Annotated in this window: 11 protein-coding genes and 1 pseudogene; 5 read left to right on the forward strand and 7 right to left on the reverse strand. The window is 72.8% G+C overall.

Annotated elements, in window-relative coordinates:
* The first annotated feature begins 36 nt into the window (after positions 1-36).
* Positions 37-426, forward strand: coding sequence for a hypothetical protein (locus MFF56_RS24945; RefSeq protein ID WP_066923870.1), 390 nt, complete (start codon positions 37-39; stop codon positions 424-426).
* A gap of 32 nt (positions 427-458) precedes the next feature.
* Here MFF56_RS24945 and MFF56_RS24950 read toward each other — a convergent pair whose 3' ends face one another.
* On the reverse strand, positions 459-743 hold the full coding sequence (locus MFF56_RS24950) for a hypothetical protein (protein WP_238231512.1): 285 nt from the start codon (positions 741-743) through the stop codon (positions 459-461).
* A 225-nt stretch (positions 744-968) separates the two neighbouring features.
* Between MFF56_RS24950 and MFF56_RS24955 the strand changes: the two genes are divergently transcribed.
* Complete coding sequence (locus MFF56_RS24955) at positions 969-1,154, forward strand: hypothetical protein (protein WP_156453503.1); 186 nt, start codon at positions 969-971, stop codon at positions 1,152-1,154.
* A 49-nt stretch (positions 1,155-1,203) separates the two neighbouring features.
* Here the strand turns inward: MFF56_RS24955 and MFF56_RS24960 are convergent, their stop codons facing one another.
* From MFF56_RS24960 to MFF56_RS24980, 5 genes are read right to left on the reverse strand one after another with little or no spacing between them, the layout of a single operon-like run.
* The gene (locus tag MFF56_RS24960) at positions 1,204-1,581 is read right to left on the reverse strand and encodes a type III secretion system chaperone family protein (protein ID WP_066918950.1); all 378 of its coding nucleotides are present in this window, start codon (positions 1,579-1,581) and stop codon (positions 1,204-1,206) included.
* Entirely contained in the window at positions 1,578-2,771 is a 1,194-nt protein-coding gene (locus MFF56_RS24965; RefSeq protein ID WP_066918948.1) for an HrpJ domain-containing protein, read from the reverse strand. Before MFF56_RS24965 ends, MFF56_RS24960 begins: the two co-directional genes overlap by 4 nt.
* Before the next feature lie 27 nt (positions 2,772-2,798).
* Positions 2,799-3,116, reverse strand: a complete 318-nt coding sequence (locus MFF56_RS24970; protein ID WP_082772853.1) for an EscF/YscF/HrpA family type III secretion system needle major subunit — start codon at positions 3,114-3,116, stop codon at positions 2,799-2,801.
* Between the two features lie 29 nt (positions 3,117-3,145).
* The gene (locus tag MFF56_RS24975) at positions 3,146-3,382 is read right to left on the reverse strand and encodes an EscE/YscE/SsaE family type III secretion system needle protein co-chaperone (RefSeq protein WP_066918946.1); all 237 of its coding nucleotides are present in this window, start codon (positions 3,380-3,382) and stop codon (positions 3,146-3,148) included.
* On the reverse strand, positions 3,382-4,239 hold the full coding sequence (locus MFF56_RS24980; protein ID WP_066918944.1) for a Crp/Fnr family transcriptional regulator: 858 nt from the start codon (positions 4,237-4,239) through the stop codon (positions 3,382-3,384). The genes MFF56_RS24975 and MFF56_RS24980 overlap by 1 nt, the downstream gene beginning before the upstream one ends.
* A gap of 211 nt (positions 4,240-4,450) precedes the next feature.
* Here MFF56_RS24980 and MFF56_RS24985 point away from each other — a divergent pair, with 211 nt between their 5' ends.
* From MFF56_RS24985 to MFF56_RS24995, 3 genes are all read left to right on the forward strand, one after another.
* The gene (locus MFF56_RS24985) at positions 4,451-4,894 is read left to right on the forward strand and encodes a CesT family type III secretion system chaperone (protein WP_066918942.1); all 444 of its coding nucleotides are present in this window, start codon (positions 4,451-4,453) and stop codon (positions 4,892-4,894) included.
* 87 nt (positions 4,895-4,981) lie between these two features.
* Positions 4,982-9,217 (forward strand): hypothetical protein, encoded by a 4,236-nt coding sequence (locus MFF56_RS24990; RefSeq protein ID WP_066918940.1) that lies wholly within the window; start codon positions 4,982-4,984, stop codon positions 9,215-9,217.
* A 229-nt stretch (positions 9,218-9,446) separates the two neighbouring features.
* Entirely contained in the window at positions 9,447-11,639 is a 2,193-nt protein-coding gene (locus MFF56_RS24995) for a molybdopterin-containing oxidoreductase family protein (protein WP_066918938.1), read from the forward strand.
* A 94-nt stretch (positions 11,640-11,733) separates the two neighbouring features.
* Here the strand turns inward: MFF56_RS24995 and MFF56_RS25000 are convergent.
* Positions 11,734-12,270, reverse strand: a pseudogene (locus tag MFF56_RS25000) (DUF808 family protein); the annotation flags it as partial.
* Between the last annotated feature and the right edge of the window lie 110 nt (positions 12,271-12,380).

A 12,380-nucleotide genomic window follows, 5' to 3' on the forward strand; every position in this document is an offset into this window, starting at 1 on the left:
TGCCCGCCCCCAGGACCATTCCCCTCCGGAGTTCGCATGAGATTCATCGGCCTCGCGCTCGCCCTGGCCTGCGGCACGGCCTCCGGTGCGGAGGCGCGGCACGCGGCTCCGCCGCGCGACCTCGAATGCCGCGACATCCGCCGCCTGGGCGACAATTTCCTGCTCGACCTGCGCATCCGGCTGGTGTTCTCGCGCGCCCGGCACAGCTACGTCCGGCTCGAGAATACCGGACGCGGCTGGCAGCCGGTGGCGGAGCGCCCCTACCTCGCCGTCGAGCCGACCCGGATCGTGCTCGCGGACAACCCCTCCTTCACCACCTACATTGAGCGGCTGACCGGCGACTACTATCACGTGGACCGCACCGGCGCCGGCCTCTCCGTCTGGGGCCGCTGCGCCCTCGTGGGCGGTCTGAACCGGCTGTTCTAGCCCGGGACCCGGAGGTGCCGCGGCGCGCCGGGTCAGCGGCGCCGGTCGAGGGCACGGCGATCCTCGGCCTCGATCTCCCGGCGACGCTCCGCCTCCCGCGCCGCATCGCGCCGCAGATCCTCCCGCCGTTCGAGGGCCCGCCGGTCGTCTTCGCGCAAGTCGTCGCGGCGCAAGTCGTCGCGGCGCAAGTCGTCGCGGCGCAAGTCGTCGCGGCGCAAGTCGTCGCGGCGCAAGTCGTCGCGGCGCATCTCCTCGTGCCGCCGCTGCTCCCGCATCCGCAGGCCGAGTTCGTATTCCCGGCGCTCGAGCTCCTGCATGATCAGGCTGTCCTGCGCCCGAGCTGGGGCCCCGGCGCCGCCGAGAAGCGTGAGCGCCAGGAGCGCTGCCGCGAGGGCTGCCGGCAGAGCCCTGCGCGGGATCGGGGCAGGTGCGCTCGCCGCCCGGGACAGCACAGGTGCGGTCCGGCACGCGCACGACGGAACCGAGAGCGGGAATAGTCTATTGAGTTCCCAAATCCCGCATCCCGTCAAGGGCAATCGACCATGCCGAGCCGCACGATCACCGAAATTATTCAGATGTACTCGACCGGGATCATCTCGCGCGAGTGTCTCGAACACGAGATCCGCTCCTGGAATGGGGAGGACGAGCCGGAGACGAAGCCCCGCGAGGCCGAGGGCTGCATCGTGCTCTATCCCGACGCTTCGGGAACATGGCGCGCCGCCGCCTGAGCGACCCGCCCGCGACAGGCGCCCGACCGCGCGGCGGCCGGCGCCGACCTCACGCGATCCGGTCATGGAGACCGGACAGTTCCTGCAGGCAGGCGTCGAGGCTGGGCAGATCAAGCTCGCTGTCGGCCAGATCCGTCACGAGATGGAGGCTGTCGTCGGCGGCAAGACCGACCCGGACGACCCGGCCCGTCGAGGCCTGATGACCGGCTTGCATGAGCGCGCGCCGCAGACGGTCGCCGTCCGCCCGCCGTGCGAGACGGGCGAGGCCGACGAAGACCCGGGACCCGTCCGGAGCCGGGGTAAGGGAGAGCGTCCCGGTCGAGGCGAAGGCGAAGCTGAGGCTGCCGTCGCGGGCCGGCCTCAGCGGCAGGCCGAGCCGGTCCGCGAAGCTCTGACCCAACAGCAGGAAGCCGCGCCCGAAGCTCACCGGGTCTCCTCCTGGCCCTTCGCGTAGACGCCCTCCTCCGCCGCGACGATCTCGTCGAGGATGGCGAGGATCGCCTTGACCTGCTGCAGGCGCGCGGGAAGCGAGGGCATCACGTCGTCGGGCAGCTCGCCGTGCAGGCCGCGCAGGCCGTTGGTGAAGGCAAGCTGCACCCCGAGGCCCTGCTCGGCGAAGCTGCCGAGCAGGCGCCGGGCATCCGCCGCCCCCGCGCCCGCCAGGGCGGCGAAGTTCAGCATCCGGCTCGTGAGGGCGGTCACGTCGGCACCGCGGCGGTCGGCCGGGAGACCGCGCTCGGTCAACTGGACAAGATCGCCCATCCCGTCGAGGGCCGACTGCATCTTCTTCAGCTTGCCGAGTTCGGTGAGCAGCCCGTGCAGGAAGAGCGGGTCGGTCGAGGGGCCGGTGCTGCCGAGGTCCCGTCCCGCCGCCGCCATGAAGGTCTCGACCGCCGCGTCGAAGTTCGTGAGGAGCGCGAACTTGCCGAGCGCGTCGAAGAGCTGGCCCATATGCGGGGTGTCGCGCAGCATTGCCCGGTAGACGTCCCGCACCGTCGCCGGATCGGTCTCCAGGGTCTCGGCCGCGCGCGAGGCGACGGCCGCCGCCGCGAAGCCAGCCCGCACGTCGCGCCCGACCGCGCTCGTCTCGAACGCGCTGCGCGCTTCGTCGAGCAGGGCGAGAAAGGCCGGCTCCGCCCCGCCGGCCTCGAACTGCGCGCGGGCGATCTCCAGCCCCGCATACTGGTGGGTGACGTCGGCGTCGAAGGCCTGGAGGGCGGCGAGCACGTCCTCCTTGGTGGGGGCCGAGCCCCCCTTTCCGGTCCCGGCCAGGAGGTCTTGGAAGGATTGCAGCGTCTCGACGAGATCGACGAGCTCGGTCTCCCGCGGCATGTCGGGGAGTTCGTCGAGATACTCGCGCAGGCGCGCGAGCGCTTCCGGATAGGCGGCCTGGCCCTGGCGCACGCTGCGCTGGCCGAGCGACTTCTTGTCGGCCCGGTGGGCGACCGACATGCCGATCTCCTCGGCCGCGTCGGCGAGCTTGGCCTCGTCGGAGGCGAGGGTCACGGTCTCGCCGCGGTAGCTGCCGCGGGCCTCCTCCATGACCTCGCCGCCGACGGGCGAGATCGCGTTGAAGGTCGCGATATTCTGCCGGGTGATCTCGGCGGAACCGGACATCGCTGCTCCCCGGGCTCCTGCCCTGCCTCAGGCGACGTTGCGCGCCACCGACTTGAGCGTGTCGGAGACCGTCTTCAGCATGTTGGTGCGCAGGTTGCTGATGGCGGACCACGAGTTCATCGCCATCTGCATCGAGAACATCTTCTCGGTGTCCGACAGGTTGGCGTTCTGCTCGATGTTGCGGATGTCGTTCTCGATGCTCTTCATCTGCCCCTGGAGGTAGTTCTGCCGCCAGATCAGGTCGAAGCCGTCGTAGCTCTTGAAGTTCGTCGCGTAGGTGCCGCGCGTGTTGTCCGTGGCGCCGTAGAACGAGTACGTTCCGGTCGGTGCTGCACTGCCTGCCATGGGGAATCTCTCCTCGGATCTGTGATGGGCTAATCGGTGGGTGCGGCGGCCAGGAGGTCGCGCGCGGTGACGAGCGCGGCGCGGAGGCTCTGCGTCGGCGCGCGGTGGCGCGGGTCGAGGCCGGCCCGCAGCTGCACCTCGACCCGGTCGAGGGCGGCGTCGAGGCGCGCCAGGGACGCGCGGCGGACCTCGCCGCCCGACGGACCCCGCAGCGCCTCCTCGAGGTCTGTCATGCCGAAGGACGGCTCGGGGCGGTCCGCGTCCATCAGCAATCCTCCACGGCCAAGCCCTCGAGCCGGGCCCGGTCGAGGATCAGGATGCAGCGATCCGCGACGGCGATCCAGCCGGCGCGCTCCCAGGTCTTGAGGACACGGTTGACGTTCCCGCGCGAGCCGCGCGCCATCAGGCCGAGGTCGGTCTGCGTCACCGTGCTGCCCAGCGTGCCGACCTCGCGGCCGCGATACTGCGCGCGCGTGCCGAGATGGCCCGCTAGCCGGAGCACGGACTGGGCCAGCCGCGCCGAGAGGGTCTTGAGGCTGAGGTCGCGGGTCAGCATCACGTAGCCGCGATAGCGGCGCGCCACGACCCGGCCGAGCGCCGCGCCGATCTCGGGATAGCGGTCCGAGAGAAGACGCAGGGTCTGCGCGGGGATGCCGGCGGTCACGACCGGGCCGATCGCCGTGGCCATGTCGCAATAGGTCGAGCCATCGAACACGCCGAGCTCCCCGAAGCTCTCGCCGGGCGGCAGGATGGCGTGCAGGACGGCCGACCCGTCCTCCATCAGCGAGGCGATGCGGACGTGGCCGGAGACGACGAAGTACAGGTACGCCGCCTCGTCGTCCTGGAGGTAGATGAAGCCGTTATGGGCGTGGCGACGGCGCAGCGCCGCCTTGTCCAGCGCGGCCCTGGCCTCGGCACCCAGGCCGGCGAAGTCGCGCGAGCGGGCGAAGAGCCCGACCGGAGGGGCGTCGCCGAACCGCGCCATCTCCGGTCCCGGCGCCTTGTCGCGCAGGGATTGCGGCGGCGCGCGGCGGGCCTCGACGAGGGTGGAATCGGAGAAGACCGGAGCACGGGCGTGCAGCGCATCCAGGGGTGCGGGCCGGCCGCTCTGCTCCTGATCCATCGTGCCCCCCGCTCGGTCAGGGTCCATCCATAGCGGAGCGACAGCTCGGAAGCTTGATTGGTATTGCGGTTCGGGAGGGTGCCTGTACGTAGGGTTTCCGGATTCGGTTTCAATAATCCTCCGGCTCACCGAAGGCGGGGTGCTGTGCTCAACGGTACAGGTCCGGGCGTGCCGGCGGCCTATCGTGCCGGCGCGAACCAGCGGGGCCGGCGTGGCATATTCGGACGGATCGACGATCGGCGAGGCGCTGCGGGCGCTGCTGGGGCCGGAGGCCGGCCTGGATGCCGACGGCCGGGTACGCCTCGATTTCCGGGGCGACGTGACGCTCGTGCTCGAATGCCCGGCCGGGGCGGAGGTCGCCTTCCTGCACGCGGCGGTGCTGCGCAGCGACGCGGCCGAGCACCTGCGCAGCGCCCTGTCGTGGAACCTGTTCGGGCTGCCGCTGCCCGGGGCGTGGCTCGCCTTCGATGCCCCGGAGCGGACGATCCTGCTGTGCCGGACCGTCCCGCGGCGCTGCGATGGCGGGCAGCTCGACACCATCCTGGCCGAGCATCTGGGCGCGGTCGCGACCCTGCGCGAGCGGTTCGCCGCCGCGTCCGGCGAGCCCGAGGCCGCACAACCCTTCGCCTCCGAGAGCTACACCTTCCGCCTGTAGGGCCGCCCGTCCCCAGGAGCCCCCGCGCCGCCGGAGGGGCCTGCGGCCGGACTGCCCCTCCTTCCCGCTCCGAACCCGAGCCGCGCCATGACCCAGATCGCGACGCCGCCCCGCCCCCGCCTCGACGTGAGCGCGCTCGCCGGCGAGGCCGGGCCGAAGCCCTCGGAGGGAGGGACCGCGCGCAGCGCAACCGAACTCGTACGGGCCGGGCCCGCGAAGGGGCTCGTGCCGGGCGCGGCGGCGTGGACCGCGAAGGCGCCGCCCGCCAGCGTCAGGGAGCGGTTCCTCGGCGCGGGCGGCCTCGCGCCGCAGCGCGCGGCCGCAGAGGGTGCCGGCCCGGCGGCGCGCGAGACGCGGGCGCTGGCCGCCGCGCTCCAGCCCGCCTACGGCCGGGCCCACGACCCCGAGGTGCCGGCCGCCGACCGCGCCGCCGCCGCCAGGGCGCTCCTGGCGGCGCAGGCGGCCCCGCGGGCGGCCGTCGCGGCCGAACTCGGCGCGGTCGAGGCCCGGCTCGCCGAGCCGGGGCAGGCGGACATGCCGGCCCTGCGCGAGAGCCGCCGCCAGCTCCTCCTGCGGGCGATCGCCGTCGAGCTGCCCCTGCTGGCATCCGCGCCCGAGCTCGCCGCCCTGGCGGAGGGCCTCGCGGCGCTGCGCGACCGGCTGCCGCCCGGCAGCCTGCGCGACCTCGCCGGGGGCGCGCTGGTGCGCACGCTCGCGGAGCAGCATCCGCTGCACGCCATGCGGACGGTGGTGGACGGGAGCCAGCCGAGGGGCGCGGACCTCGCCGCGACCCTCGCGGCGGCCGTGCGGGTGCTGGGCGGGGACGACGAGGCGCTGTCGCTCAACCTCCTCAACGGGCTCAAGCTCGGCGCGACGCCCCTGCGCGCCCTCACGACGGAGCTGCGCTCCCAAGCCTTCGAGCAGCGCGCCGCGCAGGCGTTCCGGGCGGACGCGGAGCGGCTCGGCGGGGCGGATCTCGGGCCCGCGGGCGGCACGGCGCCGGCGCGCATGCGCGAGGCGCTGCGGGCCGGCGGCCCGGACCTGCTGACGGCCTTCGAGGGCAAGATGGCGGCCGCCCGCGCGCTCGCGGGCACCCACGAGGCGCTGCAGGAGCAGCTCGGCCGCCTCGGCCGCACGATCGGCCCCGCGAACGCGACGCTGGTGGCCTCCCAGCTCCTCTGGGCGGTGAGCAGCTACATCGACTCGGACGCCGAGGTCGCGGCCGGCCGGCGCGCGCAGGAAGCGGGCGAGGCGCCCGTCAGGACCGAGCGCGGCCTGCTCGAACTCGAGACGCTGAAGGCGTTCGCCTCCATGGGCGAGGACGGCGCCTTCCAGATCGCCCGCTACGCGCAGCTCCTCGAGGAGGCCGGCAGCCAACAGGCCGCCCTGTTCGGGCAGGCGGACCCGGGCGCGGCCGGCAGGCACGTATCGGCCGAGCGCGTGGTCGCCCTCCTCGGGCTCGATCCCGAGAAGCTGAAGACCATCGGCTACGAGGCCGGCACCGCCCAGGAGGTGTTCGACACCAGCGTCGCCCTCGGGCGGCGCAACATGAGCGACCGGGCCCAGGTCCGGGCCGCGGTGACGGGCTTCGCCCAGGTCGGCAAGGAGACGCTGGGCGACGTGAACAACCAGCGGGCGATCAACAGCCTCGCCGCCAAGCGGGCGGACCTCGCCGCCCGGAACCTCGTCGACACCGTCCGGGAGCAGGCCTTCCGCTCGCTCCACCCGACCCGCGCTGAGCCCGGGACCCCCGCGGAGAAGACGGAGGCGCTGAAGCGGGTGGTCATCGGGCTGCAGGCGAAGATCCTCGGCGACAAGAACCCGACGGGACACTACGCCCTGATGCTGAAGGCGGGCGCCCAGCGCGACCGGATCGAGCGGGACCTCATCGACCTGCACGACCGGAAAGCGGCCCTGCAGGAGCGGACGGACGCGCATCGCGCCGCCCTCGCCGCGCAGCGGGGAGCGGGGGCCGCAGCGGAGGAGAAGCCCGACGGCCTCGGCGCCGCCAAGGTCCTGCGCGCCGCGGCCGAGGAGATCCGGATCGCCAACGGCACGGTCGGGGGCATCCGCATGGCGGGGATGGCCGAGCGGGCCGCCCGCTCGGTCCAGGCCCTGGCCCCCCACCAGCTGGAGCGGATGTTCGACAAGGCCGAGGTCGCCCGCATCAAGGCGGACGGGCCGAGCGAGGCCGAGATCCTGCGGGCCCTCCCGGGCGCGCTCGCGGTCATCGCGCTCCGCGAGGAGATCCCAAAGGCGCGCGCGGAGCTGAAGGCCATCGAGGAGGGCATCCGGACGATCGAGGCCTCCCGGGACAAGCGCGTGGTCGTCGGGGCGGAAGGCAGCGTCGTCACCGGCCTCAAGCGCCTCGTCCAGGGCCGCGCGGACCTGCAGGTCGCCGCCGCCCTCGCCTGGACCGGCTCGTCGGACCTGCGGCGCGCCTTCGAACTCGACGAGACGGCGCACGACGCCCTCGACCGCGTCATCCGCATGGTCGCCTCCGAGGTGATGCTGGAGACGACCGGGGGCGCGCCCGGCAGCACCTTCGAGCCCGCCCGGCACCGGGACGCGATCGAGGAGCGCCTCCGGGCGGTCGGCGTCGACACCGCGATGATGAGCGCCAGCATCACCGCCCTCCTGCGGGCACCGATGACCGACGCCTCCGTGGAGGCCTGGGCCGCGCGCGAGGCCAAGTTCGACGACTTCCGCGAGGCGCTCGGCACCGCGCCCTCGTTCTTCTCCTCGGCGGGCTTCGCCGAGCAGCGGCAGAAGGTGCTCAACGTCGGGGCCGTCAAGGACGCGGTCGCCCTCCAGGTCACCAAGCAGGCCCGGATGGACGAGCGGACCGCGCGCGAGCTCTCGACCCTCGTCGGCGCCCTGAAGCCGGGCGACAGCTTCGCGGTCAGCGGTGGGCAGGTCGTGGCGGCCAAGTGGACGCAGAAGCTCGATCCCGCGCTCCTGTCGTCGGTGACGGTGCGGCTGAGCGGCCAGACGACCCGCGACCTCGTGATCCGCCGGACCGAGGGGGGCTGGGAGGTCGGGGGCCTCAAGGGCCTGAAGGCGACGGCCGGGGTCCAGGCCTCGGTCGGCCTCAGCCCGGACAGCTTCAGGGACACGGGTTTCACCGCGACCGGCTTCCGGGCGGAGGCGGTCCTCACGGGCGGGCTCGGGGTCGGCGGCGGTTCCAGCCGGGGCGAGATGCTCACGCTGGCGGACGGCAAGGCCGTGGTCGAAGCGCTGATGGCGACGCTCGACGGCGAGCCCCCCGGCCGCGACGTCATCGACGCGATGCGCGACCCGACGGCGGTGAGCGTGACCTTCGGACAGGTCGAGGCCGCGTTGTCGGGCGCCGCCCGCATCGGCTTCCGCGCCGCGCATGCGGGCGCCGACACCCGGGGCGGGTCCTGGACCGAGAAGCCCGGCGGCCTCACGCTCGGCGTCGCGGCCCGGGCGGCCGCCTCGGGGGACCTGCGCTCCGAGAGCGGCACGTCGCTCGACCGGACCTACCGGACCGAGACCACCCGCTACGAGGTGTCGTTCGGCATCACGCCGAGCGCCGCGATGGACCTGCAGGCGCTGGGCAAGGCGGCCGGCGCGGCGGCCAGGGGCGACGTGCTGGCGGGGAACCTGAACCCCGACACCCTGACGAACCTGAAGGCCTCGGCCGCCGAGACGGCGGGCAAGCAGGGCTTCGGCCTCGCGGCGACGGGCGGCAACGCGCTCCTGGGGCTGATCGCCAAGGAGGCGCTGGGCGCGATCCCGCACGACCTCGTCTGGAGCAAGGCGGTGACGCGCGAGATGACGGTGCGCAACCTGCGCGTGGGCGACGACGCGTCGGCCGAACTCGACCAGGCCACCATCGTGCAGCGCACGCAGGTGCGCGGCGTGCTGGACACCGCGCAGACGCTGTGGGGCGTGCTGAACCGGCCCACGCGCGACCTGCTCGAGGCCGACCCGGCCCTGCGCGACACATTCCGGGGGGTCCTCGACGCGGCCGCCGCCGACGCGCAGGAGCGCAGCCTCGAGGTCATCTCCACCCTGACGCCGGCGGCCCGCGACCTCGTGCAGGGCCTGAACCGGCTGCAGCGCGCGGCCGCCGCGGACGGCGACACCGAGCTCGCCCGGATGTTCAAGAGCGAGGCGAACGCCGTGCTGGGGGACGAGGCCAACTTCCAGCCCTGCGCCGTGCGCCTGCTCCGGGACCGGGACACCGCGGGCGTCGATACCGCCATACCGCTCTACGTGATCGACATCGCGCGCGCGCACGGGCTGGCGAGCCGCCAGGAGATCGCGGCGGCCCGGTTCGCCGGCCGACCTGTCTAGAGCGCTCTGCGCCGAAGTGGATGCCGGTTCGGCGAAAGAGAGCGCGTCGAAACAAGGACTGAGAGCCGCGGCCCGCCCGCGGGCGGGCGAGGCCGGCGGGAACGCGCCAGCCCGGTGCCCGGCCCGGGGGTTCTATTTGGAATTGTTCGCGGTTCCATGCATCCTGAGGTCGGACCGAGCACGCCACCCGGAACGCCAAGAAGGCCGGGCGCTCGACCGCGGAGGAAACATGAACGAGATCGTCAATCCCGAGTCCCTGCTCGGCGCCAAGGAAGCCGGCGCCAAGGAATCCGGCGCCAAGTCGGAGGGTGTGACCGAGACGTTCTTCGGCGGCTGCCCGCACGATTGCCCCGACACCTGCTCGATGCTGTTCGACGTCAAGGACGGTCAGCTTCAGGGCGTACGCGGCAACCCGGATCACCCGATGACCCGCGGCGGTCTCTGCGTGAAGCTGAAGGACTACGAGAAGCGCCACTACCATCCCGACCGGCTGCTCCATCCGATGAAGCGGGTCGGCCCGAAGGGTTCGAAGCAGTTCGAGCGGATCAGCTGGGACGAGGCGCTGGACACCATCGTGGCGCGCTGGAAGGCGATCATCGACCAGTACGGGCCGCAGGCCATCGCCCCCTACAGCTATCTGGGCAACCAGGGCCTCGTGCACGGGCTGAACGGGGGCGACGCCTTCTTCAACCGCCTGGGCGCCACGGTGACCGAGCGGACCTTCTGCGGCGAGGGCTCCTGCACCGCGTGGCTGCTCACGGTCGGCCCGACCGCGGGGCTCGACCCGGACAGCTACATCCACTCCAAGTACATCGTCATCTGGGCCTGCAACTCGGTCAGCACGAACCTGCACCACTGGGCCATCGTGAAGGACGCCCAGAAGCGGGGCGCCAAGGTCGTCGTCATCGACGCCTACGCCTCGCGCACCGCCAAGGGCGCCGACTGGCACATCGCGCCCAAACCCGGCACGGACGGCGCGCTCGCCATGGCGCTGATCAACGCGATCATCGCGCAGGGGCTCGTCGATCAGGACTACGTCGACAATTACACGGTCGGCTTCGAGGAGCTGAAGGAGCGGGCCCGCACCCGCACGCCCGAATGGGCGGAGGGCATCACCGGCGTGCCGGCCGAGGATATCCGCACGCTCGCCCGCGAACTCGCCACCGCGCAGCCGGCGGCGATCCGCATGGGCGTGGCGCTGGAGCGGCACTACGGCGGCGGCCAGACGATCCGGGCGGTGACCTGCATCCCGGCGCTCACCGGCGCGTGGCGCCATGTCGGCGGCGGCGTCACCCAGTTCGGCGTCTGGGAGCACCCCTACCGGTTCGACGTGATCTGCCGCCCCGACCTGATCCCGGAGGGCACCCGCGTCGTCTCGAACCTGCAGATCGGCCGGGCGCTGACCGGCGAGATGCAGCTCGACCCGCCGATCATGTCGATGATGTGCTGGAACTCGAACCCGGTCACGCAGGCGCCCGAGACGGACAAGATCGTCGCGGGGCTGATGCGCGAGGACCTGTTCATGGTCTCGGCCGAACACTTCATCTCGGACACCGCCTCCTACGCCGACATCCTGCTGCCGGCGACCATGGGTGCGGAGATGGAGGACATGATCCTGTCCTGGGGCCACCTCTATCTCACCTACAACACCAAGTGCGCCGAGGCGCCGGGCGAGGCCATCCCGAACAACGAGATCTTCCGCCGGCTCGCCGCGAGGCTCGGGTTCGAGGAGGAGAACTTCAAGTGGACCGACAGCGAGTGCCTCGAGCACTACGTCGATTGGTCTTCCCCGGCCTGCGAGGGGATCGACCTCGCCTACATGCGCGAGCACGGCTTCGCCCGCCTGAAGGTCGGCACGCCCGACGACCGCGCCCCGCACCGGGCGGGCAACTTCCCGACGCCGACCGGCAAGTGCATGCTGAAGGTGGAGGGCGCCACGAACTTCGTCGCGCCGCCCTTCCGGCAGATGTACGAGGGCTTCCAGCCCGGCGAGGCCCTCGACCCGCTGCCGGACTATCTCGGCCCGCGGGAATCGCACGCGAACGACCCGGAACTCGCCGCACGCTACCCGCTCAACATCGTCTCGCCGAAGAGCCACTACTTCCTGAACTCCTGCTACGCGAACATGGAGGACAAGCAGCGGGGCCAGGGCGAGCAGTTCGTGATGATCAGCGAAGCGGACGCCGAGGCGCGGGGCATCCGCGACGGCGACCGGGTGCAGGTCGCCAACGACCGCGGCGCCTTCAAGGGCGTGGCCCGCATCACCGACGACGTGCGGGCCGGCATCGTGGTGGCGACGCTGGGCTACTGGCGCCAGCTCAACGAGGGCACGGTCAACAGCATCTCGTCGGGCGCCTTCACCGACATGGGCCACGCCCCGTCCTTCTCGGACAACCTCGTGGAGGTCTCGCGCGCCAACTGAGCCGGCCACGGAGTCTTCATCGGACGGCCCGGCCTGTGCCGGGCCGGTTCCGCTTCGGCGCGGCCGTCGTGGACCCGTGGGGATGCGCGACCGCTCAGGCCGCCCGCTGCCGCAGGCGCGCGACGCCCTGCCAGGCCGGAGCCAGGACGAAGCTCGTCAGCGGGATCAGCAGGCCGCCGACGACGAGGCCGACGAGGCCCGAGGCCGCGGCCGTGACGAGCCACTCGATGCCGCCCCGGGCCGCCGGGAGCCAGTCCCCGACCCACGCCGCCGCCGCGTGGATCGCGTGCGCCGGGGCCGTGAGGCCGTAGGTCTCGAGCCCGTGCACCAGGATGCCGCCGCCGACCCAGATCATCGCCGCGGTGCCGACGATCGCCAGGAGCTTCAGCAGGCCGGGCATGCCCTTGACCACGGCGCGCCCGATCGCACGGCCGAGGCTTCCGAGCGGCGCGGGCGCGGTATTGCCGGCAAGCGCGAGGCCGGCGTCGTCGGCCTTCACGATCAGGGCGACCGCGCCATAGACCGCGACCGTGATGCCCAGCGCCACGATTGCCAGGACGGCCGCGCGCATCCAGAAGCTGCCCTCCGGGATGGCGGCCAGCGTGATCGCCATGATCTCGGCGGAGAGGATTGCGGATTCCGACGGAAGCCGGCCACCCATTCCGACGCGAAGCCGGCCAACGTTCCGATTTGATGTCGGCCACTCGGTAGCCGGCATCGGCTATGGCGCATCCCCGCGGG

The organism is Methylobacterium hispanicum, assembly GCF_022179285.1.
In the GTDB taxonomy this organism is placed as follows: Bacteria; Pseudomonadota; Alphaproteobacteria; order Rhizobiales; family Beijerinckiaceae; genus Methylobacterium; species Methylobacterium hispanicum.

What these genes read in the sequence shown, in the direction of transcription:
- MFF56_RS24950 (WP_238231512.1), bottom strand. Translation starts at nt 743, where the DNA reads ATGCAGGAGCTCGAGCGCCGGGAATACGAACTCGGCCTGCGGATGCGG.
- MFF56_RS24995 (WP_066918938.1), top strand. Translation starts at nt 9,447, where the DNA reads ATGAACGAGATCGTCAATCCCGAGTCCCTGCTCGGCGCCAAGGAAGCC.
- MFF56_RS24970 (WP_082772853.1), bottom strand. Translation starts at nt 3,116, where the DNA reads ATGGCAGGCAGTGCAGCACCGACCGGAACGTACTCGTTCTACGGCGCC.
- MFF56_RS24945 (WP_066923870.1), top strand. Translation starts at nt 37, where the DNA reads ATGAGATTCATCGGCCTCGCGCTCGCCCTGGCCTGCGGCACGGCCTCC.
- MFF56_RS24990 (WP_066918940.1), top strand. Translation starts at nt 4,982, where the DNA reads ATGACCCAGATCGCGACGCCGCCCCGCCCCCGCCTCGACGTGAGCGCG.
- MFF56_RS24980 (WP_066918944.1), bottom strand. Translation starts at nt 4,239, where the DNA reads ATGGATCAGGAGCAGAGCGGCCGGCCCGCACCCCTGGATGCGCTGCAC.
- MFF56_RS24965 (WP_066918948.1), bottom strand. Translation starts at nt 2,771, where the DNA reads ATGTCCGGTTCCGCCGAGATCACCCGGCAGAATATCGCGACCTTCAAC.
- MFF56_RS24975 (WP_066918946.1), bottom strand. Translation starts at nt 3,382, where the DNA reads ATGGACGCGGACCGCCCCGAGCCGTCCTTCGGCATGACAGACCTCGAG.
- MFF56_RS24955 (WP_156453503.1), top strand. Translation starts at nt 969, where the DNA reads ATGCCGAGCCGCACGATCACCGAAATTATTCAGATGTACTCGACCGGG.